At 68.0% G+C, this 24,507-nt stretch carries 23 protein-coding genes; 9 read left to right on the top strand and 14 right to left on the bottom strand.

Features of this window, described 5'->3' with window-relative positions; genetic code table 11:
• Window positions 1-70: 70 nt before the first annotated feature.
• Window positions 71-1,285, top strand: a complete 1,215-nt coding sequence (locus VNF71_11335) for a hypothetical protein (GenBank protein HVA75143.1) — start codon at window positions 71-73, stop codon at window positions 1,283-1,285.
• Here VNF71_11335 and VNF71_11330 read toward each other — a convergent pair.
• The 5 genes from VNF71_11330 to VNF71_11310 form a co-directional block, all read right to left on the bottom strand.
• Complete coding sequence (locus VNF71_11330; GenBank protein ID HVA75142.1) at window positions 1,282-1,908, bottom strand: hypothetical protein; 627 nt, start codon at window positions 1,906-1,908, stop codon at window positions 1,282-1,284. The genes VNF71_11335 and VNF71_11330 overlap by 4 nt on opposite strands.
• A gap of 83 nt (window positions 1,909-1,991) precedes the next feature.
• On the bottom strand, window positions 1,992-2,405 hold the full coding sequence (locus tag VNF71_11325; GenBank protein HVA75141.1) for a CoA-binding protein: 414 nt from the start codon (window positions 2,403-2,405) through the stop codon (window positions 1,992-1,994).
• Window positions 2,402-3,541 (bottom strand): SPFH domain-containing protein, encoded by a 1,140-nt coding sequence (locus VNF71_11320; GenBank protein HVA75140.1) that lies wholly within the window; start codon window positions 3,539-3,541, stop codon window positions 2,402-2,404. The genes VNF71_11325 and VNF71_11320 overlap by 4 nt, the downstream gene beginning before the upstream one ends.
• Before the next feature lie 48 nt (window positions 3,542-3,589).
• Window positions 3,590-3,823, bottom strand: a complete 234-nt coding sequence (locus tag VNF71_11315) for a hypothetical protein (GenBank protein HVA75139.1) — start codon at window positions 3,821-3,823, stop codon at window positions 3,590-3,592.
• A gap of 47 nt (window positions 3,824-3,870) precedes the next feature.
• On the bottom strand, window positions 3,871-4,788 hold the full coding sequence (locus VNF71_11310; protein HVA75138.1) for a YihY/virulence factor BrkB family protein: 918 nt from the start codon (window positions 4,786-4,788) through the stop codon (window positions 3,871-3,873).
• Between the two features lie 51 nt (window positions 4,789-4,839).
• Between VNF71_11310 and VNF71_11305 the strand changes: the two genes are divergently transcribed.
• Window positions 4,840-5,538 (top strand): class I SAM-dependent methyltransferase, encoded by a 699-nt coding sequence (locus VNF71_11305; GenBank protein ID HVA75137.1) that lies wholly within the window; start codon window positions 4,840-4,842, stop codon window positions 5,536-5,538.
• Between the two features lie 94 nt (window positions 5,539-5,632).
• Window positions 5,633-7,060 (top strand): 30S ribosomal protein S1, encoded by a 1,428-nt coding sequence (gene rpsA, locus VNF71_11300; protein ID HVA75136.1) that lies wholly within the window; start codon window positions 5,633-5,635, stop codon window positions 7,058-7,060.
• Window positions 7,061-7,090: 30 nt separating this feature from the next.
• Here the strand turns inward: rpsA and VNF71_11295 are convergent, their stop codons facing one another.
• Together VNF71_11295 and VNF71_11290 are read right to left on the bottom strand one after the other, a co-directional pair.
• Window positions 7,091-8,494 (bottom strand): aspartate aminotransferase family protein, encoded by a 1,404-nt coding sequence (locus tag VNF71_11295; GenBank protein ID HVA75135.1) that lies wholly within the window; start codon window positions 8,492-8,494, stop codon window positions 7,091-7,093.
• Window positions 8,479-8,961 carry an Lrp/AsnC family transcriptional regulator gene (locus VNF71_11290; protein ID HVA75134.1) on the bottom strand — a complete coding sequence of 161 codons (483 nt, stop codon included), beginning with the start codon at window positions 8,959-8,961 and terminating at the stop codon, window positions 8,479-8,481. The genes VNF71_11295 and VNF71_11290 overlap by 16 nt, the downstream gene beginning before the upstream one ends.
• Window positions 8,962-9,067: 106 nt before the next feature.
• Here VNF71_11290 and VNF71_11285 point away from each other — a divergent pair, with 106 nt between their 5' ends.
• Together VNF71_11285 and ald are read left to right on the top strand one after the other, a co-directional pair.
• Window positions 9,068-10,495: a gamma-aminobutyraldehyde dehydrogenase gene (locus VNF71_11285; GenBank protein HVA75133.1), complete on the top strand. Its 1,428-nt coding sequence runs from the start codon at window positions 9,068-9,070 to the stop codon at window positions 10,493-10,495.
• An 18-nt stretch (window positions 10,496-10,513) separates the two neighbouring features.
• Window positions 10,514-11,629 carry an alanine dehydrogenase gene (gene ald, locus VNF71_11280; protein ID HVA75132.1) on the top strand — a complete coding sequence of 372 codons (1,116 nt, stop codon included), beginning with the start codon at window positions 10,514-10,516 and terminating at the stop codon, window positions 11,627-11,629.
• Between the two features lie 8 nt (window positions 11,630-11,637).
• Here the strand turns inward: ald and VNF71_11275 are convergent, their stop codons facing one another.
• The 3 genes from VNF71_11275 to VNF71_11265 form a co-directional block, all read right to left on the bottom strand.
• On the bottom strand, window positions 11,638-11,910 hold the full coding sequence (locus VNF71_11275; GenBank protein HVA75131.1) for a helix-turn-helix domain-containing protein: 273 nt from the start codon (window positions 11,908-11,910) through the stop codon (window positions 11,638-11,640).
• A 121-nt stretch (window positions 11,911-12,031) separates the two neighbouring features.
• The gene (coaE, locus tag VNF71_11270; protein HVA75130.1) at window positions 12,032-12,649 is read right to left on the bottom strand and encodes a dephospho-CoA kinase; all 618 of its coding nucleotides are present in this window, start codon (window positions 12,647-12,649) and stop codon (window positions 12,032-12,034) included.
• Between the two features lie 269 nt (window positions 12,650-12,918).
• Window positions 12,919-14,220, bottom strand: a complete 1,302-nt coding sequence (locus VNF71_11265; GenBank protein HVA75129.1) for an MFS transporter — start codon at window positions 14,218-14,220, stop codon at window positions 12,919-12,921.
• 164 nt (window positions 14,221-14,384) lie between these two features.
• On the opposite strand from VNF71_11265, the gene uvrB reads away from it, so the two are divergent.
• Window positions 14,385-16,415, top strand: a complete 2,031-nt coding sequence (gene uvrB / locus VNF71_11260) for an excinuclease ABC subunit UvrB (GenBank protein HVA75128.1) — start codon at window positions 14,385-14,387, stop codon at window positions 16,413-16,415.
• 83 nt (window positions 16,416-16,498) lie between these two features.
• A complete protein-coding gene (gene uvrA / locus VNF71_11255; protein ID HVA75127.1) occupies window positions 16,499-19,345 on the top strand; it encodes an excinuclease ABC subunit UvrA in 2,847 nt (948 codons plus the stop codon).
• Between the two features lie 4 nt (window positions 19,346-19,349).
• On the opposite strand, the gene VNF71_11250 is transcribed toward uvrA, so the two are convergent.
• The 3 genes from VNF71_11250 to nadA all read right to left on the bottom strand — a co-directional run bounded on the left by VNF71_11250 (window position 19,350) and on the right by nadA (window position 21,013).
• Window positions 19,350-19,538, bottom strand: a complete 189-nt coding sequence (locus tag VNF71_11250) for a hypothetical protein (protein HVA75126.1) — start codon at window positions 19,536-19,538, stop codon at window positions 19,350-19,352.
• Window positions 19,539-19,548: 10 nt separating this feature from the next.
• Entirely contained in the window at window positions 19,549-19,782 is a 234-nt protein-coding gene (locus VNF71_11245) for a hypothetical protein (protein ID HVA75125.1), read from the bottom strand.
• Between the two features lie 118 nt (window positions 19,783-19,900).
• A complete protein-coding gene (gene nadA / locus VNF71_11240) occupies window positions 19,901-21,013 on the bottom strand; it encodes a quinolinate synthase NadA (protein HVA75124.1) in 1,113 nt (370 codons plus the stop codon).
• 194 nt (window positions 21,014-21,207) lie between these two features.
• Here nadA and uvrC point away from each other — a divergent pair, with 194 nt between their 5' ends.
• Both uvrC and VNF71_11230 read left to right on the top strand, forming a co-directional pair.
• A complete protein-coding gene (gene uvrC, locus VNF71_11235) occupies window positions 21,208-23,295 on the top strand; it encodes an excinuclease ABC subunit UvrC (GenBank protein HVA75123.1) in 2,088 nt (695 codons plus the stop codon).
• A complete protein-coding gene (locus VNF71_11230) occupies window positions 23,292-24,023 on the top strand; it encodes a class I SAM-dependent methyltransferase (GenBank protein ID HVA75122.1) in 732 nt (243 codons plus the stop codon). The genes uvrC and VNF71_11230 overlap by 4 nt, the downstream gene beginning before the upstream one ends.
• 4 nt (window positions 24,024-24,027) lie before the next feature.
• Here the strand turns inward: VNF71_11230 and VNF71_11225 are convergent.
• Window positions 24,028-24,507: DUF559 domain-containing protein (locus VNF71_11225; protein HVA75121.1), on the bottom strand; the 480-nt coding region annotated here is incomplete at its 5' end.

Genomic DNA, 24,507 nt, shown 5'->3' with positions numbered 1-24,507 from the left:
ATCTGGGATTGGGCAGGTGTAACGTTCCACCAAAGCCGTTTCGGCAACGGCAGTGGAAGGGGTGCAACGAATGTTGAAGCAACTGGTAGCGGCCGCTGCTTTGGTGGGCGGTATGGCGGCCGGCCCGGCGACGTCGTACGCGACGCCTGCGCCTCAGGCGGCTTCTTTGGCGAACTCCAACGCCCATTTCCTGCGTTCCTGCCCACCATCCACGGCTGGTACCGCCGCTTGTGACGCGATCTTGAACACTGCCCCAGCCGGAAAGCCGGGGCCTGCGCCGGCGACCACGCCTAACGGGTACGGCCCCTCCGATCTGCAGTCCGCTTACGCCCTGCCGTCGTCCACGGCGGGCAGCGGTCAGACCGTGGCTATCGTCGACGCCTACAACGACCCCTACGCCGAATCCGATCTCGGCGTCTACCGTTCGCAGTTCGGGCTGCCGGCTTGCACCACGAAAAACGGTTGCTTCCGTAAGGTGAACCAGAGCGGCGGGACCAGCTATCCAAGGAACAACGCCAGCTGGTCGGAGGAGATCTCCCTCGATCTCGACATGGTCTCCGCGGTCTGCCCCAACTGCCACATCCTGCTGGTCGAGGCTTCCTCTGCCACCTACGCAAACCTCGGCGCGGCGGTCAACGAGGCGGCCAAGCTTGGAGCCAACGAGATCAGCAACAGCTACGGCGGCGGCGACTCCAGCGCCGACAGCTCGTTGGACTCCTACTACAACCATCCGGGGATCGCCGTCACCGCCAGTTCGGGCGACAGCGGCTACGGCGTCGAGTACCCCGCTGCTAGCCAGTACGTGACCGCCGTCGGGGGAACCACGCTCACCAAAGCGTCGAATACCCGGGGTTGGGCAGAGACGGCGTGGGGGCGCGCAGGGTCGGGTTGCTCCGCCTACGAGGCCCAACCTTCGTGGCAGGGATCGGTTACGAACATCTCCTCGACCTGCCCCAAGAACCGGGCGGAGGCCGACGTCTCCGCCGACGCAGACCCCAACACCGGTGTCGCCGTCTACGACAGCTACGCCTACCAGGGGTACAAGGGTTGGCTGGTGTTCGGCGGTACCAGCGTGGCCTCTCCGGTAATCGCGTCGGTGTACGCCCTGGCCGGCAACGCCAGCAGCGTCAACTATGGGTCCTACCCTTACAGCCACAGCAGTTCGCTCAACGACGTGACCTCCGGCAGCAACGGGTCCTGCGGCGGCTCCGACCTGTGCACAGCGGTTGCCGGGTGGGACGGCCCGACCGGGCTCGGCACACCCAACGGCACAGGCGCCTTCTAACCGGACCTCCACCAGGGGCGCCGGCGGCGCATGATTCCTCCGGCCCCTTCGGCCTCTCCGGCCTCTCCAGCCCCGCCAGGTTCTCCCGTCAGCAGCGCCGCCAGGTCCGAGGTCAGGCGGTCGAGGAGGATGCGGGTCTGCTCGAAGACGCCGATCCCCCCGCCTATGGGGTCCTCGATGTCGGCTGCAGAGGGGAGCTGGAGGATCGACACGGTCGTGCGGCCCGCCGAGAGCCGTCGCGCCCAGGCCGCCACCGTTTCGTCCGGTCTCCGGGGCCCGGCTGTGGCCGCGCGGTCGAGGAGATCGGCAAAGGTGAAGGCTCTTTCCAGCACGGGCGGGTGAGTGGTGACGACGTCGACGAGATGCTGGCGGGACATGGTCACCACCAGGTCTGCGGCTTCGAGGGTGCGCGGGTCCAGCGGCCGGCTGGGCCGCTCGGAGATGTCGAGACCGGCATCTTCCATGACCTTGACGGCGTTGTCCGGCGGGGGAGTGCCGTCGCCTATGGTCCCGGCGGAATCGACCTCTATTCCGCAGGCGGCCGGAAGCTTGGAGCGGAGCAATGCCTCGGCCATGGGGGAGCGGCACTGGTTGCCGGTGCAGACGAACAGCACCCGTTGGATGCTCGGCGAGTCGCTGCCTGGGTCGGTCACGGTCCGCCGACCATACCCATCCGTCGGAAGGAGCGGCCTCGTCTAGCCGATTGTCAGCGGGGAGCTTCCAGCGCCAGCCGGCGTTGCTCGACGAGCAGGCACCGATCCTCGACGTAGAGCAGGTTGGCCTCCTCGGCGATCCGGCGCGACTCCTCGGATGCGATGCCGAGCTGCAGCCACACGGCCGGCGCCCCGGCCGCCACCGCCTCGCGCACCACGTCAGGTGTGTAGCGCGAGGGGCGGAACACGTTGACCAGGCCCACCGGTTCGGGCACGTCGCTCACGTGGCGGTAGACCGGCTCGCCCAGGATGTGGTCCTCGTGAGGGTTGACCGGGATGATCCGCCAGCCGTGGCTTTGCATGTGGGCGGGGACGTAGTGGGCGGCCTTGCGGGGGTCGTTGCTGGCGCCGACGACGGTGATGGTGCCGTAGCTGAGAAGGATGCGCTCGATCGCGGAATCGGTCACTGCCCAGGGGTCGTGGCGGGGCCGTTCGTGGAGGAACCGTTCGTGGTGGTGGCGGCGGTGTTGGCGGCGCTGCGGATTGCGGCGAGGACCGCCGCCGCCTGCGCTCCCAGGTCGGCGACCAGTTGGTTGTAACCGGAGGCCCCGTCGAGGATCGTGACATTGGCATTGGCGAGCCCGCCGGCGAGGTTCTGGGTGATCTGGGGCAACATCGAGATCAGCTGCTGGTCGAGAGCAACCCTTCCGTTCGCCGCGGCGGCCTCCGCGCCGAAGTTGGTGGAGTCGGCGTTCGCCTTGGCGATCGTGCGGATCCGGTCCGCCTCCGCCTCGGCCGGCGCGCCGACCTCGGCGACGAGCTGCTGCCTGCGCAGCTCAGCGTTCTTCTCCGCCACCTTCGCTTGTTCGGCCAGGACTTCCTGCTGCGCCTGGGCAGAGGCCAACGGACCGGCCTGCGCGGACTTGGCCTGCGCCTGGTCGACCTCCGCTTTGTACTGTGCCTGCGCGACGGAGGTCTGGCGGACGTAGTCGGCCTGGTTGCGCTCGCTCTTCTGGCGGGCCTCGGCAGCGGCCTGGTCGGCCTGCGCCTGCGCGATCTGTGCTGCCTGGTTGACCGCGGCGACGTGCGGCTGGGAGAGCGCCACGATGTACCCCGAACCCTGGTCGTCGATGCTCTCGATCTGGAGGGAGTCCACGACCAGCCCCAGCTTGGCCATCTCCGGTTTCGACGCGTCGAGGATCTCCTCGGCCAGCTTCTGGCGTTCCCGGATGAGATCCTCGACGGTCATCGAGCCGACGATGGAACGCAGGTGGCCCGCGAAGATGCGGCCGGTCAGGCGGGGCATCTGGTCCTCGTCCGCGAGGAAGCGGCGCGCGGCGTTCACGATCGACGCGGCGTCGTCACCCACCTTGAACGCGATCACCGCCTTGACCATCAGGGTTATCCCTTGCTGGGTGACGCACGGCTCCTGAACCTCCGCCTCCTGCATCGACAGCGACAGAAACGACACCTTCGAGCGCAGCGGGTTCACGAACTTCCCGTGCCCGGTGACGATGCGGAACGGCAGGCCGTCCTCACCTCGGGCCTTCGCGCCGCTGATGATCATGGCCTCGTCGGGGTTGGGTATGCGGTATCCGAACATGCATCGCTCCTTGTTCAGGGCGTCGCCGATCGGCGCCCGGTGGTCTTGTCAGAACTCGTCGGCTGAGAGCCCCGTCTCAACGAACTCCACGACGTCGACGCTGCGGTCACCTCTGCTCCGGTACACGAGGATGGATTCGCCCTTCTTGATCTCGTGGTCGGCGTAGGCGATGAAGCTCTCGGTGCCTCCGCGTATCGCCACCTTGACCTCACCTGGCAGGGCGCCCCCGCGGATCCGCGTCGTCACCATGCCCGGCCGGCCTGTGACTTCCTCGTCGTGCATGCTTCTCCGACGCTATCGCCGCCAGGCCCCTACTGACGCCGCCCCCCTCAACGAACCGCGTCGATGCTCGAGTTGAGCTCCGCCCCGATGAGCACGGCGAGCCCGGTGACGTAGAAGAACAGAAGCGCAGCGATCGGCGCCCCCAGCGATCCGTACACCGAGTGGCTCCTCAAGCTCGACTGCAGGTACGCCCTCAAGCCCAGGCTTCCCAACAGCCACAGACCCATCGCAAAGACCGCGCCGGGGAGGCACCGCCGCCACGGCACGCGAACCGGGAGCGCCCCCTTGTACAGCCCGGCGATCAGCGACACCGACAGCACCACGACGACAGGCCAGTACAGGATGTGGACAGCCGTCGACACCTCGGGTGTGACCGGGCCGGGAGTCAGGTGGGTGATCAGGCCGGGCCCGAGCGCCAGTGCCGGCAACAGGACCAACCCGACCACGACGAAGCACAGGTACAGTCCCGTGGCGACCACGCGGCTGCGTACCGAGCCGCGCACGCCGCGCATGTCGTAGGCGACGGTGATCGTGTTCACGTAGGCGCTCATCGCCGTCGAACCCGACCAGAGCGAGATCACGAAACCGACCGACAACACATCCAGGTGGCCGCGGGCGAGCATCTGGTCCACCAGCGGGGCGATGTCCCTGTCCACCGTGCCCGAGGGGAACAGGTCGCGTGCCAGGCGCAGCACAGAGTCGTGTATGTCCTTGACGCTGTCCGCGCCGATGACACCCCTGAGGTACCCGACGGCGCCGAGCAGCGTGAGCGCCAGCGAGGGCAACGACACGATCGCCCAGAATCCGACCTCGGAGGCGAGACCCAGGATCCGGTCCTGGAACAGCCTCGGCCACATCCGCCGCAGGACAGGGCCGGCCCGCCGCCTCGAGTGCTCCGCCCCGCCGGCGGCGTCCAACGCCGGGGTATCCGCCCCATCGGGTACGTCGGCTGGATCGGCAACCACTTCCCGATCCTCCCACGCTCCCCGCCAATATTGTGGCGTGCGGAGCCCGATGTGGAAGTAAGCGGAAGGGAGTTCGAGGCCGTCGCGGAGCACGCGGGCGAGGCCTACCTGCGCTACTCGTTTACCAAGGGCACCGCGCAGGAGGTCCGTTTCCTCGTCGGCGTGCTCGGGCTGCGGGCGGGCATGAGGGTTCTCGACGTCGGGTGCGGTCCCGGTCGGCACGCGCACGCGCTTCGCGCCCTCGGCGTTGACGTCGTGGGAGTCGACATCTCCCTGGCGTTCCTCCGCGCGGCGGGTGAAGGGCACTGGGTGCGCGCCGACGCGCGACGGCTTCCTCTTTCTCCGAAGAGCTTCGACGCGGCCATATCGCTGTGCCAGGGAGGCTTCGGGCTGCTCGGCGGGTACGACGACGCCGGCGTTCTCTCGCAGATCTCCGAATGTGTGAAAGACGGCGGCCGTGTCGCGGTGTCCGCCTTCTCCGCGTACTTCGCCGTCCGCCACCTCGAGCAGGGCGACACATTCGACGCCGGCTCGGGTGTACACCACGAACTCGCGGAGGTGCGCGACCCGTCAGGCACCCCCGCGACGTTCGACCTCTGGACGACCTGCTTCACACCGCGCGAGCTGAGGCTCATGGCAGCAGCCGCCGGTCTCACGGTCGAGTCGATCTGGTCGGTCGCCCCCGGCGACTACCGGACGCGCCCGCCCGACCTCGACCACCCGGAGTTCCTGCTGGTAGCAGCAGTGTAGACTCCTGTCTCCGCAGCGAAGGGCTCGCTGTGCACCTGGCCCCCTGACCGTTTCACCGGGGGAGGTCTTTGTCCGGAAAGAAGGCGACGAGTAGATGTCCGATACCACGATCAGCAGCACGCCCGCAGGCGCGGAGATGGGGACTTTCGACGAGGCGGGTGAGTACACGCCGCGGCAGGTCGTGGCTGACGACCTGGGCAGCACGTCGCTCGAGGATGCCATCGCGGGCACGATCGTCGAGTTCGAGGACGGCGACATCGTCCATGGCACGGTCGTCAAGGTCGACAAGGACGAGGTTCTCCTCGACATCGGCTTCAAGTCCGAGGGCGTGATACCGGCTCGCGAGCTGTCCATCCGCCACGACGTCGACCCCGGCGAGATCGTCAGCATGGGCGAGAAGATCGAGGCCCTGGTTCTCCAGAAGGAGGACAAGGAAGGACGCCTCATCCTCTCCAAGAAGCGCGCGCAGTACGAGCGGGCGTGGGGGACGATCGAGGCCATCAAGGAGCGCGACGGCGTCGTGTCGGGTCCGGTCATCGAGGTCGTCAAGGGCGGTCTCATCATCGACATCGGGCTGCGCGGCTTCCTTCCCGCTTCGCTCGTCGAGCTGCGCCGGGTGCGCGACTTGCAGCCCTACGTCGGCCGCAGCCTCGACGCCAAGATCATCGAGCTCGACAAGAACCGCAACAACGTCGTGCTGTCCCGGCGGGCCTGGCTCGAGGAGACGCAGAAGGAGCAGCGCGACGAGTTCCTCACCAACCTCAAGCCCGGTGAGGTCCGCCACGGCGTGGTGTCGTCGGTCGTCAACTTCGGCGCCTTCGTGGACCTCGGCGGCATGGACGGTCTGATCCACGTGTCGGAACTGTCGTGGAAGCACGTTGATCATCCGTCGCAGGTCGTTGCGGTCGGCGACGAGGTGGAAGTGCGTGTCCTGGACGTCGACCTCGACCGCGAGAGGATCAGCCTCTCCCTCAAGGCCACCCAGTCCGACCCCTGGCAGGAGTTCGCGAACGCGCACCGGGTCGGCGAGCTGGTCTACGGGCGTGTCACCAAGCTCGTGCCGTTCGGTTCGTTCGTACAGGTGGGCGAGGGGATCGAAGGCCTGGTGCACATCTCGGAGATGGCCAACCACCACGTCGATCTGCCCGAGCAGGTTGTCACCCCCGGCGAGGAGCTGTGGGTCAAGATCATCGAGATCGACCTGCAGCGCCGGCGGATCAGCCTGTCGATCAAGCAGGCCGCCGAGGGCGGCGAGGTCGCAGCCGAGTACCGGGAGGCGTTCGGCGAGCACGCCTACGACGAGCAGGGCAATTACATAGGTGCGTACGCCGACTTCGAGCCGGAGTCCGAGGCGCAGGCCGCGTGGGCTGAGTACCTCGAGAGCGGCGGGTCCCTGCCGCCCGAGGGCTCGGCGGAATCCGCGGAGGACGCCCCGGCCGCTGCGCCGGCCGCGCCGACCGAGGACGCGCCGGCTGCTGCGCCGGCCGCAGCCACCGAGGACGCGCCGGAAGCAGGGGAGTAATCCGGGAGCGGCCCCCAACCGGGGCCGCTCTCAGATCTTCGTCCAGGCTTCGCTCAGGACCGAGCGCAGGACATCGCCGATGAGATCGAAGTGTTCCTGCTCGCAGATCAGCGGTGGTGCCAGCTGCACCACGGGGTCGCCGCGATCGTCGGCACGGCAGATGAGGCCGGCGTCGAAGAGGGCCCCGGACAGGAAACCGCGAAGCAGGCGTTCGGACTCGTCGTCGTCGAAGCTCAGGCGGGTGTCCTTGTCCTTGACCAGTTCGATCCCGAAGAAGTAGCCGTCGCCGCGGACGTCGCCCACGATCGGAAGATCCCGCAGCCCGTCGAGCACCGCGCGGAATGCGGCCGAACGAGCGGCGACTCCGGCCACCAGGCCCTCCTTCTCGAACAGATCGAGGTTCGCCAGGGCGACTGCCGTGGACACCGGATGACCGCCGAAGGTGTAGCCGTGGTAGAAGGTCGCGGTCCCGTCCAGGAACGGCTCCATTAGGCGATCGTCGACGAGGAGCGCGCCAAGTGGGGAGTAGCCGCTGGTCATGCCCTTGGCACAGGTGATCATGTCGGGCTGGTAGCCGTAACGCTCGGCCCCGAACCAGGCGCCCAGACGTCCGAACGCGCAGATCACCTCGTCCGAGACCAGCAGCACCCCGTGGCGGTCGCAGATCTCGCGGACACGCTGGAAGTATCCCGGTGGGGGAGGGAAGCAGCCACCCGAGTTCTGGACCGGCTCCAGGACTACAGCTGCGACCGACTCGGGTCCTTCCATCAGGATGTGCCGCTCGATGTCGTCCGCCGCCCATATCCCGAACGCCTCGATGTCGTCGCCGTGTTCGGGCGCGCGGTAGAAGTTGGTGTTCGTCACCCGCACGGAGCCAGGGACCAGCGGCTCGAACGGCGCCTTGATCGAAGGCAGACCGGTGATCGACAGTGCGCCCATCGTCGTGCCGTGGTAGGCGATGTTGCGCGAGATGACCTTGTAGCGGTCGGGCTGGCCGGTCGCCCGGAAGTACTGCCGCGCGAGCTTCCACGCGGACTCGACCGCCTCACCGCCGCCCGTCGTGAAGAACACCCGGTTGAGGTTCCCCGGTGCCAGGGACGCCAGCCTTTGCGACAGCTCGATCGCGTTCGGGTGCGCGTAGCTCCACAACGGGAAGTACGCCAGCTCCGACGCCTGGCGCGCCGCCGCCTCGGCCAGCTCGCGCCGGCCGTGACCTGCTTGCACGACGAACAGCCCCGACAGCCCGTCGAGGTACCTGCGACCCTTGCTGTCCCACACCCAGGGGCCTTCGCCGCGCACCATCACGGGCACCTCGTGCTCCCCGTAGGAGCTCATCCGGGTGAAGTGCATCCACAGGTGTTTTCGCGCCGCGTCCTGCAATTGCGCGTGGTCCTCGGCGTTGAACGCGCCGGTGTCGTTCATCTGGTCCCCCACTGGTAGTTCTCCTTCACGACTTTGAGGTACACGAATGTCTCGGTGGTGCGGACCCCGGGGACGGTCCGCACGGACTCGTCGATGGTGCGCATCAGGTGCTCGTCGTCCTCGCAGATGAGCTCGACGAGCAGGTCGAACTGCCCAGCGCAGATGACGACGTATTCGGCTTCGTCGAGCCCCGACAGCTTCTCGGCGACCTGGCGGATGTCGCCCTCGACCTTGATGCCGAGCAGCGCCATCCGGTGGAAGCCGATGGCGGCCGCGTCAGTCACAGCGGCGATCTGGACTATGCCTTCGTCGATCAGCTTCTGCACCCGCTGGCGGGTGGCGCCTTCGGAAAGCCCCACAGCCCGTGCGATGGCGGCGTAGGAGCGCCGGCCGTCCTCCTGCAGCTGCTCGATGATCGCCTTGGTGATCGGTTCGAGACGTCCTCCGCCGTCGCGGATAGAGGCGTCAAAATCGGCCACGACAACCGATTCTAATGTCGATCCCGCCGCCTTACAACGGATTCCTTGCACGGCGGGCGGCAAGGCGGTAATGATTGGAGGAACCTGGAACCCGGGGGGACCCGCCATGCCCGAGCGTCTGCACAACTTCGTCAACGGACAGCACGTCGACTCAGCCGCCGGCTCGACGACCAATGTCGTCGACCCGAGCACCGGTGAGGCCTACGCCGAGGCTCCACTGTCGGGGCCTGAGGACGTCGACGCCGCGTGCCGGGCGGCGCAGGAGGCCTTTGCGTCGTGGCGCGACACCACGCCGGCCGATCGCAGCCTGATGCTGTGGAAGCTGGCCGGCGCGATCGAAGAGCGTGCCGAGGAGTTCATCGAGGCGGAGGGTCGCAACACCGGTAAACCGCTCGCTCTGACCCGCTCGGAGGAGGTACCTCCGATGCTCGACCAGATCCGTTTCTTCGCCGGCGCAGCGCGCGTGCTCGAGGGGCGCAGCGCCGGCGAGTACATGGCCGGGCACACCTCGTGGATCCGCCGCGAGCCCATCGGCGTGGTGGCGCAGGTGACGCCGTGGAACTACCCGATGATGATGGCGGTCTGGAAGATCGCCCCGGCGCTCGCCGCGGGCAACACGGTCGTGTTGAAGCCGTCCGACACCACTCCTGTCACCGCGCTCATGCTGGCAGAGGTCGCCGGCGAGATCTTCCCCCCGGGTGTCCTCAACGTCATCTGCGGTGACCGGGACACCGGCCGCACGCTCGTCGGCCACCCGGTACCGCAGATGGTGGCGATCACCGGGAGTGTCCGTGCGGGGCGCGAGGTGGCAGCCGCGGCCGCCCATGACCTAAAGCGCGTCCACCTCGAGCTCGGCGGCAAGGCGCCGGTCATCATCTTCGACGACGTCGACGTCGCCAAGGCGGCCGAAGCCATCGCGATCGCGGGGTACTTCAACGCCGGGCAGGACTGCACAGCGGCGACGAGGGTCCTCGCATCGCCGCGCGTTTACGGCGACATGGTGGACGCTCTCGCGGATCAGGCGCGCCAGACCACGTTCGGCGGTCTCGACCAGCCGGACGTCACCTTCGGTCCGCTCAACAGCGCCAACCAACTGGAGCGAGTCAGCGGCATGGTCTCCCGGGTTCCGGCGCACGCGAAGGTGGTAACCGGTGGGGAATCGCCCGGCGGAGCGGGATTCTTCTACCCGCCGACGGTGATAGCCGGGGTGGAGCAGGCCGACGAGCTGGCGCAGACCGAGATCTTCGGTCCCGTGATCACCGTTCAGCGCTTCGACGACGAGGACCAGGCGGTCGAGTGGGCCAACGGGGTCGAGTACGGGCTGGCGTCCAGCGTGTGGACCACCGACCACGGCAGGGCCATGCGGGTGTCCCGGAGGCTCGACTTCGGGTGCGTGTGGATCAACACGCACATCCCGCTTGTCGCGGAGATGCCACATGGGGGCTTCAAGCACTCGGGCTACGGCAAGGACCTGTCGATGTACGGTCTCGAGGACTACACCCGCATCAAGCACGTCATGAGCAGCATCGACTGAGCGGAGGAGAGACGAGCCTTGAGGATCGGCGTCCCAGCAGAAGTCAAGAACAACGAGTACCGCGTCGCCTGCACCCCCTCCGGCGTCCACGAGCTGGTCAGGCACGGGCATCAGGTGTTCGTCGAGGCTGGAGCGGGAGTCGGGTCCTCCATACCTGACGCCGATTTCGTGCAGGCGGGGGCGCGGATGCTCCCGGCGGCCGACGACGTGTGGTCGGAGGCCGACATGGTGCTCAAGGTCAAGGAGCCGGTCGAGGACGAGCATCACCGGCTGCGCAAGGACCTGATCCTCTTCACCTACCTCCACCTCGCCGCGTCGCTGCCGTGCACGAGAGCGCTCCTCGACGCCGGCACCACCGCCATCGCCTACGAGACGGTCCAGCTGCCCGACGGGTCGCTGCCGCTCCTCGCCCCCATGTCGGAAGTGGCGGGGCGCATGGCGCCTCAGGCGGGCGCCCACCACCTCCAAAGAGACGGCGGCGGCCGCGGCGTCCTCATGGGCGGTGTCTCCGGCGTGTACGCGGCCAAGGTCGTCGTCATCGGCGCCGGAGTCGCCGGCATGAACGCAGCGGCCATCGCGCTCGGCATGCAGGCCGAGGTCCTCCTGCTCGACAAGAACGTCGCCCGCCTGCGCGAAGCCGACCGCATCTACCAGGGCCACTGCCAGACGATCGCGTCGAACGCATACGAGGTCGAGCGTGCAGTGATCGACGCCGACCTCGTCATAGGCGCGGTACTGGTGCCGGGCGCCAAAGCCCCGACACTGGTCAGCAACGACCTGGTCTCGCGCATGAAGCCCGGCTCCGTCCTCGTCGACATCGCGATCGACCAGGGTGGTTGTTTCGAGGATTCGCGCCCGACCACACATACGGACCCGGTGTACATCGTGCACGGGTCGGTCTTTTACTGCGTCGCGAACATGCCCGGCGCGGTGCCGCACACGTCCACGTACGCGCTCACCAACGTGACGCTTCCCTACGCCCTCGAGATCGCCGACCGCGGCTGGCGGGACGCCCTGCGCTCCGACCCCGTGCTCGCGCTCGGCCTCAACACCCACAACGGCGACGTGGTGTACCCGTCCGTCGCCGAGGCGCACGGCATGTCAGCCGTGACCCTGGCGTCGGTGCTCGATTAAATCCTCAGCTAGGCCCCCGCCCGGCCGCCGACCGAGCGGCCGTCGCGCTCGAGCAAGGCTTTGATCTCGTCGGCCGGGTAGCGCCGGTGCCCGCCGGGTGTACGCACGCAGGGGATCTGCCCCCGCTTCGCCCATTCGGAAACGGTCCGTTCCGAGACCTGGAACAGCGATGCCACGTCGGAGGTGCGCAGGAGCTGACCGTCGAGCGCGGATGGGACATCGCTGCCAAACAAGACGCCGAGGAGGCGGTGGCGCTGATCGTGCTGCGCGTCGCTGGTCACTAGGGTCCCCTCGCTACCTCGGCTTTGTGGCTCATTGGGCGATGCGCCGTCGGAGTGAAGCCTCCACGCCGCGGCATTGCGCGGCAATGACCCGAACGGGCCATCTTCACGTCCATCCGGACTAGGCCTGGGTGGTTCGACCCGTTTTCTTCTCGCGGAGCCACTTCCACAGGCGTTCGATCTCCGCGTCGAGCGCGGAGCGGTCGCCTGAGTTGTCGACGACGAAGTCGGCGAGGGCGCGTCGTTCGTCCCGGCTGGTCTGCGCGGCGATGCGAGCGCGCGCGTCGGATTCTTTGAACCCGCGCTGCTCGACGAGGCGTTGCACCGCTACCTCCTCCGGTGCGTCCACCACCACCACGAAGTCGAATCCGATCCGTGCCTTCGTGGTGATCGACAGCAGCGGTATGTCGAGCACAACGATGTCGTGGGTCTGCGCCGCCGCGCCGATCCGCTCCGCAACGACGGCCCCGATCGCCGGATGGGTTATGCCGTTGAGATCCTCCAGCGCGGCCGGGTCGTTGAAGGCGACGTCTGCGAGAGCCTGGCGATCCAGGGTCCCGTCGGCGCGCAACACACCCGGGCCGAACCGCTCCACGAGCTGCGCGTACGCGGCACCGCCGGGCTCGACCACCTCCCGGGCGATCTGGTCGGCGTCGACCACGGCAGCGCCCCGGCCGGCCAGCGCCGCCGCGACCGTCGACTTCCCAGAACCGATCCCTCCGGTGAGCCCCACGAGCATGGCGGATCACGGTAGCCCCTGTGGTCAGCCGGGCGCCCCGTCGCCGTCCGGACGCCGGTATGTGTGTGTCTCAAGTGGACATGGTTGGCATCACGGCGCCGTCCCGGTCGATTCCCTGTCCCCGGAGGACACCCCGGTTGAGCCGTAAGTGGCCACGGTTTGGCCACGGTTTACGGCTGAGCACGAGCTTCCTTCGTTCTCCGTCCCCGGGAGGCCCCGCAATGCCGCGCTGCCAAGCGGGGTGGGCCCCCAACCCGGTGGCGATCGGGTCAGCTCGCAGCAACCGATTGCAGTCGAACGACGCTCGGCGGACGCAACCACGCCGACAGAGTCAGCGCGACAAGGGTCGCCATCACGAAGAGAAGCCCGGGCGCTGCCGTCACCCAGTCCGGCGAGATCCAGCGCACGAGCGCTCCCCAGACGAGCGCGGCAGACGACATCGTCGAACCCACGAGGATGTTCGAGAAGGCCGCAACCCGGCCGCGCATCTCCGGAGCGACAGAACCCTGGAGCAGTGCGAGGTACAGCGCCATGAAAGCCGACTGTGTCATGCCGACCAGGACGGCCCCGGTCATGGTTACGGCGATCTCGTGACCGAACCCGAGAACGGCTAGCGAGAGACCACTTCCGAAAGCGGTCACGACGAGTAGGAATCGGAGCTCCAGGCGGCGGGCCAGCAATATCACCGCAATGGCTCCGCCGATCGCGCCCAGCCCGACCGCGGTGAGGATCGAGCCGTATACGCCGCTGTCGCCGTGCAGGTTTACCGTCGCGACCTTCGGGATGATTCCCGTATAGGCCATGGTGAGCCCGCAATGGAGACCGACGAGCAGCAGAAGGATGCCGGCGCTGCGCTGTTCCGAGACCACGTAGCGCACTGCGTCGGCAAGCGAGTCCAGGACCCTTCGACGGGTGGGTTGCGGAGGCGGGGCGAACCGCCCGATGCTGATGGCCACCCCGGCGCCCGTGAGGTACAAGGCCGTGCAGAGCAGGTAGACGGCAGATGGGCCGGCGAGCGCAAGGAGGGGCGTGGCGAAGACCGGTCCGACGAACTCAGCGCCTTGCTGGGCGATGCGGACCATCGCGCTGCCGTTGACCATCCGCTGGACGCCGATCACGGACGGGACCAACGACGACCATGCGGGGTTCTGTATCGCGTTGCCGATCCCGACACCGATCGTGGAGCCGGCGATTACCGGAAGCGTCAGCGCGTGAGCCAGGGAGAAAACGGTGGCGACGAGTGCAGAGGTCGCGGCGAGTCCCTGCCCTACGGCCATCTGCTTGGCCAGGTTGACACGGTCTGCCACGGTCCCGGCCACAGGACCCACCAGGGCGACCGGGATGAGGATGCAGAAAGCGATCACGCTGGGCCAGAACGCCGACCGGGTGAGGCGAAATGCTTCCCAGGCCGCGACAACGAGGACGGAGAAGCGACCGGCATTCCCGCTCAACAGGCTGATCCAGATGCGTGAGAAGCCTGGTACCCGAAACGCCGCAAATGCTCCAGGTTCCTGCTCGACGTCGTGGATCGTCGGGACGGAACCGCGGTTGTGATGCGGGTCGCTCGTCATGCGACCGGGCTGCGCACGACCCCGCTGCGCGCGACCCCGCTGCGCACGCTCCCGCCTGGCCAGCCTGAGCCCACGCTCGGATCATAGGCACCCCGATGTCCCCCCGAGCCGACGCGGGGGTGACAGGGCCGGGGCCGTCCCACCCCACCGGTACCATCGATCCCGTGCCGGACTTCAAGGTCGTCTCCGAGTTCGCCCCGGCCGGCGACCAGCCCGCCGCCATCGCCCAGCTCACGGAGGGCGTCACGCGCGGCGACCGGTTCCAGACCCTCCTCGGCATCACCGGCAGCGGCAAGAGCGCGACCATCGCGTGGACCATCGAGGCGGTGCAGCGGCCCACCCTCATCATGGCGCCCAACAAATCGCTCGCCGCGCAGCTGGCCAACGAGATGCGCGAGTTCTTCCCCAACAACCGGGTGGAGTACTTCGTCAGCTACTACGACTACTACCAGCCCGAGGCGTACCTACCGTCGAGCGACACCTACATCGAGAAGGACAGCTCGATCAACGACGAGATCGACCGGCTCCGCCACTCCGCCACCTCGGCCCTCCTGACGCGGAGGGACACGATCGTCGTCGCCTCGGTGAGCTGCATCTACGGCCTCGGCTCGCCGGAGGAGTACGCCGAGCGGATCCTCCACATCAAGCGGGGCGCCGAGTACGACCAGCGGGCCATCCTGCGCCGGCTCGTCGACATGCAGTACGAGCGCAACGACGCCAACCTCGTCCGCGGCAAGTTCCGCGTCCGGGGCGACACCATCGAGGTGCACCCCGCCTACGAGGAGAACGCGGTGCGCATCGAGCTGTTCGGCGACGAGATCGAGCGGATCACCACCGTCGACACGCTCACCGGCGAGCAGCTAGGCGAGCCGGACGAGCTCGTCATCTTCCCCGCGACCCACTACGTCGCCGGCGACGAGCGGATGCAGGGGGCCCTCAAGGGCATCGAGGCCGAGTTGCAGGAGCGGTTGGCCTATTTCGAAAAAGAGGGGAAGCTCCTCGAAGCGCAGCGTCTCCGCATGCGCACGTCGTACGACCTCGAGATGCTTGCCGAGGTGGGGGTCTGTTCCGGGATCGAGAACTACAGCCGCCACATCGACGGGCGCCGGCCCGGCGAGCCGCCGCACACGCTCCTCGACTTCTTCCCCAAGGACTACCTGCTGGTCATCGACGAGTCGCACCAGACCGTCCCCCAGCTGCACGGCCAGTACGAGGGGGACCGGTCCCGCAAGGAGACACTGATCGAGCACGGCTTCCGGCTTCCGTCGGCGGCCGACAACCGGCCGTTGCGTTTCGACGAGTTCTACGAGCGGGTCAACCAGTGCATCTTCCTGTCCGCCACGCCGTCGCGATACGAGATCCAGCAGTCCAGCCAGGTCGTCGAGCAGATCGTCCGGCCCACCGGCCTCATCGACCCGGAGGTGATCGTCAAGCCGACGAAGGGCCAGATCGACGACCTCATAGGCCAGATCCAGGACCGCACCGCACGCGGCGACCGGGTGCTCGTCACCACTCTCACGAAGAAGATGGCGGAGGATCTCACCGACTACCTGCTCGAGATGGGGCTCAAGGTCCGCTACCTGCATTCGAACATCGACACCATCCAGCGCATCGAGATCATCCGAGACCTCCGCCTGGGCGAGTTCGACGTGCTCGTAGGCATCAACCTTCTGCGCGAGGGCCTCGACCTGCCCGAGGTGTCGCTCGTCGCGATCCTCGACGCCGACAAGGAAGGCTTCCTCCGCGGCGAGACCTCCCTCATCCAGACCATCGGCCGTGCCGCCCGCAACGTCGACGGCCAGGTGATCATGTACGCCGACCGCATGACCGACTCGATGCAGCGTGCGATCTCCGAGACGCACCGCCGGCGCGCGGTCCAGCAGGCGTACAACGAAGAGCACGGCATCGACCCCCAGACCGTCCGCAAGGCGATCACCGACATCCTGGTCCTTCTCGGCTCGCGCGACGGGACCACGACCAGTCCCGTGCCCGGCCAGGACCGCCGCAGCCGCCGGCGCGACCGCGCCCGGAGCGAGCTGGCCGAGCTGCCTCCGTCGGAGCTGGCACGCCTCATCTCCACCCTCGAGGAGGAGATGCGCGACGCCGCCGCAGACCTGCGCTTCGAGTACGCCGCCAAGCTCCGCGACGAGATCGCCGACCTTCGAGCCGAGCTCCGCGAGCTGGCGCCCCGCTGAGCTCCGTGACCGCGACCCCGGCAGGGGTGGAGAGCGCCACGTCATCCGCGCCACGAACACCTGTTCGCTGGTACCCTGGCTGGGTGGCCGGAGCAGGGGACAGCGGAAAGCTCGTCGTCCGCGGCGCGCGGGAGCACAACCTGCGCAACGTCTCAGTGGAGCTGCCCCGCGACAAGCTGATCGTCTTCACCGGCCTGTCCGGGTCGGGCAAGAGCTCCCTCGCATTCGACACGATCTACGCGGAGGGCCAGCGCAGGTACGTCGAGTCGCTGTCGAGCTACGCCCGCCAGTTCCTCGGCCAGATGGACAAGCCCGACGTGGACTTCATCGAGGGGCTCTCCCCGGCGATCTCGATCGACCAGAAGTCCGCTTCCAGGAACCCGCGCTCGACCGTCGGGACCATCACCGAGATCTACGACTACCTGAGGCTTCTGTACGCCCGGGTCGGCGTCCCTCACTGCCCCCGCGACGGGACGGTCGTCCAGCGCCAGACCCCGCAGCAGATCGTCGACCGGATCCTTGAGCTGCCGGACGGCACCCGGTTCCAGGTGCTCGCCCCGGTCGTGCGGGGCCGCAAGGGTGAGTACCAGAGCCTGCTCGAGGAGCTCGCCGGCCAGGGCTTCGCACGTGCACGCATCGACGGCGAGGTGCACGAGCTGTCCGATCCGCCCAAGCTCGCCCGCTACGAGATCCACACCATCGAGGTCGTCGTCGACCGCCTGGTGAAGCGTGAGGGGATCGAGCGCCGGCTGACCGACTCCCTCGAGACCGCGCTGCGGCTGGCGGAGGGCGTGGCGGAGGTGCAGCTCGTCCCGCGCGAGGGGGAGGAGCTGGAGGAGACGCTGACCTTCAGCCAGCACCTGGCGTGCCCGACGTGCGGGTTGTCGTTCGACGAGCTGGCGCCGCGGAGCTTCAGCTTCAACTCCCCTTACGGGGCGTGCCCGAAGTGCGACGGCCTCGGCACGCGCTTCGAGGTCGACCCCGAGCTCGTCGTGCGTGACCCCGACCTGTCGATCGACGACGGCGCGATCGCCCCCTGGGCCGGAGCGCGCGGCGAGTACTTCGGCCGCGTTCTCGAGGCAGTCGCCGACGCCTGGTCTTTTTCCGTGAAGACCCCGTGGAAGAAGCTCAAGAAGTCGGAGCAGAAGGTCATCCTGTTCGGCTCCGGCACCCGCAAGGTTCACGTGCAGTACCGCAACCGCTACGGACGGGTCCGCGCTTACGACACCCACTACGAAGGGGTCGTGCCCTGGCTGAGCCGCCGGCACTCCGAGGCGGAGTCGGACTACGCGCGCGAGACCGTCGAGGGCTACATGCGCGAGGTGCCCTGCCCCGACTGCGGCGGTGCGCGCCTCAAGCCCGAGAGCCTCGCCGTGACCGTCGCCGGCCGCAACCTCTTCGAGCTTTGCGACCTGTCGCTCGGCGACGCCACCGCGATCATGGCGGACCTCGAGTTGTCCGAGCGCGACCACCTCATTGCCGACCGGGTGCTCAAGGAGATCCGGGCGCGTATGCAGTTCCTCCTCGACGTGGGCCTCGACTACCTGAGCCTCAACCGCTCCGCAGCGACGCTCGCCGGCGGCGAGGCGCAACGCATCCGGCTCGCGTCGCAGATCGGCAGCGGGCTCGTCGGCGTGCTGTACGTGCTCGACGAGCCGTCGATCGGCCTGCACCAGCGGGACAACCACAAGCTCATCGAGACGCTGCTGCGCCTGCGGGACCTCGGGAACACGGTGATCGTCGTCGAACACGACGAGGACACCATCAGGGTCTCCGACCACGTAGTCGACATCGGGCCGGGAGCGGGGGAGCACGGAGGCACCATCGTCGTGTCCGGACCCGTGCCCGCGCTGCTGAAGTCCAAGCAATCGATCACCGGCCAGTACCTGACCCGCAAGAGGTCGATCCCTGTGCCGTCGATGCGCCGCGAGCCCAAGGGCATGCTCACCGTCCGGGGCGCGCGGGAGCACAACCTCAAGGGCATCGACGTCGACTTCCCCCTCGGGTGCATGGTGTCGATCACGGGGGTGTCGGGTTCGGGCAAGTCGACCCTGGTCAACGACATCCTTCTCCGCGCCCTCATGCAGCAGATCTACCGGTCCAAGGAGGTGCCCGGTAAGCACACCCGGGTCGAGGGTGTCGATCAGCTCGACAAGGTGATCAGCATCGACCAGTCGCCTATCGGCCGTACGCCCAGGTCCAACCCCGCGACCTACACCGGGGTGTTCGACCACATCCGCCGGTTGTTCAGCGCGACGACCGAAGCGAAGGTGAGGGGGTACCTTCCGGGAAGGTTCTCGTTCAACGTCAAGGGCGGTCGTTGCGAGGCTTGCGCCGGCGACGGGACGATCAAGATCGAGATGCACTTCCTGCCGGACGTCTACGTTCCGTGCGAGGTGTGCAAGGGAGCCCGCTACAACCGGGACACGCTCGACATCACCTTCAAGGGCAAAAACATCTCCGACGTCCTGGACATGCCCTGCGAGGAGGCTCTCGAGTTCTTCGCGAACCAGCCTCCCATCGCGCGCCACATGCAGACGCTCGTCGACGTCGGTCTCGGATACGTGCGACTGGGTCAGCCGGCGCCGACGCTCTCCGGTGGTGAGGCGCAGCGGATCAAGCTCGCGAGCGAGCTGTCGAAGCGGTCGACCGGGCACACGATCTATCTCCTCGACGAGCCGACCACCGGGCTGCACTTCGAGGACATCCGCAAGCTGTTGGCGGTGCTGTCACGGCTCGTCGATCAGGGCAACACGGTTCTCGTCATCGAGCACAACCTCGACGTGATCAAGACCGCTGACTGGATCGTCGACCTCGGCCCCGAGGGTGGCCACCGCGGCGGGACCGTGGTGGTGGAGGGGACCCCGGAAACCGTCGCCAAGACCCGCGAGAGCTACACCGGCCGGTTCCTGGAGCCGCTGCTCCGCTAGAAGGTCATGCCGCGGCCCGGTGCACCGGCTCCGCCTGCACCTGGGCGGTTGACAGGTCCCCGTCGACAAGAGCGCTGGCATCGTGCGCGGGGGACTCGTCGAGGACGTACTTCTCGAACCGGCCGATGCCCAGCAGGACACCCAGACCGACGATAGGTGTGCTCGACAGGAGGATGAGGTTCACGAGTGACATGAATCTGACCTCACGAAGCCTTGGTGATTACGGACGAGTCAGCAGGATGAAGTCGAACGTTGCGCGCTGCCGTGACCGGGGGCTCGTCGCCCGCTGACAACCATTCGTGTCGGATCTCCCGGGCGGGCCCGACCGCGCGGGCGGACAGGTCCTCGAGATCTTCGATGTCGTGGATGACCCTGAGCCCCCAGGCGACGAGCAAGGCCAAGGTCGCCACGCCCAGCACTGCCACGATTGCGATCATGGTGGTCCTCCGAGTTCTCCGCTCCGCCAGCGGCAACGCCGGCAAAGAGGCTTCTACCCGGGAACCCCCCAGTCCTCACCTATTTGAATTGGCGGGGCGCTACCCGCCCCGGAACCGGTCAGGCGATATCGAGCATCCGCTGAAGCGCCACGCGCGCCGATGCGGCGACGTCCTCGTCGACCGTGATCTGGTTCACGACCCGTCCGGCGACGAGTTCCTCGAGCACCCAGCACAGGTGCGCCGCGTCGATGCGGAACATCGTGGAGCACGGGCACACGAGCGGGTCCAGCGACACGACTGTCAGCTCCGGATGCTCGGCCGCCAGCCGCTGTACCAGATGGATCTCCGTTCCCACAGCGATGACGCTTCCAGCGGGGGCGCGGTCGACCGCGGCGATTATGTAGTCGGTGCTGCCGACTTCGTCGGCGACCTCGACCACCTCGTGGGCGCACTCCGGATGCACGACCACGCGCCCCTGAGGGTGCTCCGCTCGAAACGCTGCCACCTGCTCGGGCCGGAACCTCTGGTGGACGGAACAGTGGCCCTTCCAGAGAAGGAAGCGTGACTCTTTGACCGTGACCTCGTCGAGGCCACCCAGCTCGCGGCGCGGATCCCACACCGCCATGTCGCGTGCTTCGAACCCGAGCTGGAACGCGGTGTTCCGTCCCAGATGCTGGTCCGGGAAGAAGAGCAGCTTCGTGTGCCCACCGGGGCCGCCGTGCTTGTCCAACGCCCACGACACGACCTTGCGGGCGTTGGAGGAGGTGCACACCGCTCCGCCGTTGCGGCCGACGAAAGCCTTCAGCGCGGCCGACGAGTTCATGTAGGTGATCGGCACGACGGTCTCGATGTCGGTGATCGAGCCGATCGCGTCCCACGCCTCCTCGACCGAATCCAGATCCGCCATGTCCGCCATGGAGCAGCCGGCGTTCAGGTCGGGGAGGATCACCTGCTGTGCCGATGAGGTGAGCACGTCCGCAGACTCGGCCATGAAGTGGACGCCGCAGAACACCACGTACTCGGCCTCTGTCGTCGCTGCCGCGGTTCTCGACAGGCCAAACGAGTCGCCCCTCGCGTCCGCCCATCTCATCACCTCGTCACGCTGGTAGTGGTGGCCGAGGATGATGAGCCGGCGCCCTAGGGTCTGTTTGGCGGCCGCGATTCGCCGCGCCAGATCGTCGTCTGTCGAGTTGCTGTAACCCTCGGGGAGGGGGGTCTGGAGCCGAAACATTGGGGACCTCCTGGCGGAGAACCTCGATGTGGCCGGCGGGGACAGCCCGGTCGCCCGTCCGCGGGGGTGTCGGCCTCGAGGTTGATATGTCGCCGGATACCGGGCCGGCGTGTACACAGCATACGGCGGTGGCCGCACGAATGCTTCGCTGAACCCTCCCCGCGGGTCAGGGTTCCTGGGCCAGACTTCTTGGAGTGCTGCAGCGCCCGCAGTCCGGATCCATCCCCGATTCGCCCGGTTCGTACCAGTTCCGGGACCGGGACGGCCGCGTCATCTACGTCGGCAAGGCCAAGTCGCTGCGAAGCCGCCTCTCCAATTACTTCCAGAGCCCCGCCAACCTGCCTCCCCGCACCGCTCAGATGGTGGCGCAGGCGGAGAGCGTCGAGTGGATCCAGGTCCGCAACGACGTCGAGGCTCTCATGCTCGAGTACAGCCTCATCAAGCAGCACAAGCCGCGGTTCAACGTCCGGCTCCGCGACGACAAGAGCTACCCGTTCCTGGCGGTCACCGTGTCGGACGAGTGGCCCCGCGCCGTGGTCCGTCGCGGGGCGAGGCAGAAGGGCACCCTCTACTTCGGGCCGTACGCGCACGCGTATGCGATCCGGGAGACGCTCGACTCGTTGCTGCGAACGTTCCCGATCCGGACGTGCAGCGACAACAAGTTCGCCCGTCACGAGCGTCTCGGTCGCCCGTGCCTGCTCTACCACATCGAGAAATGCTGCGGCCCGTGCGTGAAGGCGGTGGAGCCGGAGCACTACGCCGGGCTGGTGGGGGAGTTGGTGAACTTCCTCGACGGTGACACCCAGCCCGTGATCAAGCGGCTGGAGTCCGAGATGCGCGAGGCCTCGGCGGCGCTCGAGTACGAGCGCGCAGCGCGCGTGCGCGACAGGTTGACGGCGGTGCGCAAGGCGGTCGAGAAGCAGCAGATGGTGACCGAGCGGGCCGAGGACCTGGACTGCTTCGGTTTCGTCGAGGACGAGCTCGAGGCGGCGATACAGGTCTTCTACGTAAGGCGCGGTCGTGTCGTCGGGCGCAAAGGTTTCATCGTCGACAAGGTCGACGACCTCTCGCCGGCTCAGTTGGTCTCGCAGGTGATCGAGCAGCACTACGACGACCCGCCTCTGGGTGTGCCGCCGTTGGTCGTGGTTCCGTGTCTGCCCGAGGAGTGCGACACGTTGGAGGCGTGGCTCGGCAGGTTGCGGTCCGGCGGTGCGGATGCCGGCGTGAGCGCTGGGGGAGCGGTGGGAGCGGTGGGAGCAGTGGGTGCGGTGGGTGCGGTGGGCGCGGTGGGTGCGGTGGGTGCGGTGGGTGCGGTCGGCGCCGGCGAGTGGTGGGCCGCCTCGCAGCGCTACCGGGTGGAGCGCAGCGTCAACCCGGAGGCTCGCGGGTCGAGCGCTCGGGTCGTGATCCGCGTCCCCCAGCGCGGCGACAAGAAGGCGCTCGTGGAGATGGTCACCCGCAACGCGGGCGAGCAGTTCACCCAGCACCGGCTGAAGCGAGCGTCCGACCACAATGCTCGCGCCAAGGCGTTGAACGCCCTCCAGGACGCGCTGGACCTTCCCGTGGCCCCGTTGCGGATCGAGTGCTACGACATGAGCCACCTGCAGGGCACGGACTACGTCGGCAGCATGGTCGTGATGGAGGACGGCCTGCCGCGCCCGCAGGAGTACCGCCGATTCAAGATCCGCACCGTCGAGCAAAACGACGACTTCGCCGCGATGGGCGAGGTCCTCGAACGAAGGTTGCGCGCGTACCTGATAGAGCGGGACCGCCCCGTCGAGGACCGCCGCCGGCGCTTCGCGTACCCGCCGCAGCTGCTGCTCGTCGACGGGGGGAAGGGTCAGCTTGGCGTGGCGGTCCGGGTCCTCGAGGACCTCGGGCTCGACGAGGAGATCCCGGTGGCCGCCCTGGCGAAGCAGTTCGAGGAGGTCTACCTGCCCGGCCAGGCCGATCCGGTCCGGATCCCGCGCACCTCGGAGGCTCTCTACATCCTGCAGCGGATCCGCGACGAGGCGCACCGCTTCGCTATCACCTACCACCGGAACCTCCGGGGTAAAAGAATGACCGCCTCGGTCCTCGACGGCATCGCGGGACTCGGCCCGGCGCGCAAGAAGAGGTTGGTGAAGGAGTTCGGCGGGGTGGGCGCCGTCAAGGCAGCTTCACTCGAGGCGCTGCACGACGTCTCATGGCTGCCGGCGACCGTGGCCGACGCCGTGTACGACAAACTGCACCGGCCGGCAGCGCCGGCGGCGCCGGCGGCCCGCTCGGGCGCCCGCTCGTGAGCGACGACGCCGAGCTGTGGGAGGCCAACGCCGGCTGGTGGCAGGAAGGCTTCACCGAGGGCGCGGACGCCGAGTACGAGGAACAGATAAAGCCGTGGATCGCGTCGGAGCTGGCCGGGGCCCGGCGGGTGCTGGACGTCGGGTGCGGGGAGGGGCAGGTCGGGCGGCTCGCGTCGCGTCTACCGGGGGTCGAGGTCGTCGCCGGCGTGGACCCGACATGGGCTCAGGTGGTCGAGGCCGCCCGGCGGGGGGGAGGGGTTGCCGTCGGTCGGGCGTCCGCGGACGCTCTTCCCTTCCGTGACGGTGCCTTCGACGTCGCGGTGGCATGCCTGGTGTTCGAGCACATCACCGACGTCGACGCGGCCCTGTCGGAGGTGGCCCGCGTCCTGTGCGACGGCGGTCGCTTCCTGTTCCTGCTGAACCATCCGCTGCTGCAGACACCCGGCTCCGGCTGGATCGACGACACCATCCTCGGTGAGCAGTACTGGCGGATCGGGCCGTATCTGGTCGAGGACGATTCGCTTGAAGAAGTGGAGAAGGACGTGTGGATCCCGTTCATCCATCGCCCGCTCTCCCGTTACGTCAACGCCTTGTCCGACTGCGGGCTGCTGGTAACGCGGATGGACGAGCCGCCTCCGCCGCCGGGGTTCCTCGCCCGCGCCGCGGAGTACCAGGACGCCGCGACCATCCCCCGGTTGCTCGCGCTGCGGGCCGAGAAGCTGAGGTAGGGCGTCAGGCGGCCAGCATTCTGTACGCGGCGGCGATCTGCCCGGCCACGCGTTCGGGTTCGTAGGTGACGTCCCACCAGTTGTAGCGGAGGATCATCCACCCTGCCGCGGTCAGGGTGTTGGAACGGTGGTTGTCCGCACGCATCTGCTCGGGGGTGAAATGGAACGCGAAGCCGTCCACCTCGATTGCCAGCCTCAGCGCCGGGTAGGCGAAGTCGAGCCGGTAGCGGCGCTGCGGCCCCCACACCAACTCCGCCTTCGGCGCAGGCAGGCCCTCGCCGGCGAGCAGGCGTGCCATCCTGCTCTCGAGCACGCTCGGTGCCGGCGCGCCCGTGACCCCGCGGCGGGCTAGGCGTGCAGCGAGCGTCACCCGGCCGGGGTGCCGCCGGAACTCCGCTGATCGCTCCACGGCGTGGACGAGGTCGTCGACGCGTGCGAGGCGGCGGGCGAGCGCCCGGTCGACCAGGTCGTCGATCTCGTGCGG

It is taken from the genome of Acidimicrobiales bacterium (genome assembly GCA_035533095.1).
Lineage (GTDB): Bacteria > Actinomycetota > Acidimicrobiia > Acidimicrobiales > Palsa-688 > DATLUM01.
The sequence above is the reverse complement of the archived record's forward strand: the minus strand, read 5'-3'. Positions and strand labels throughout refer to the sequence as shown.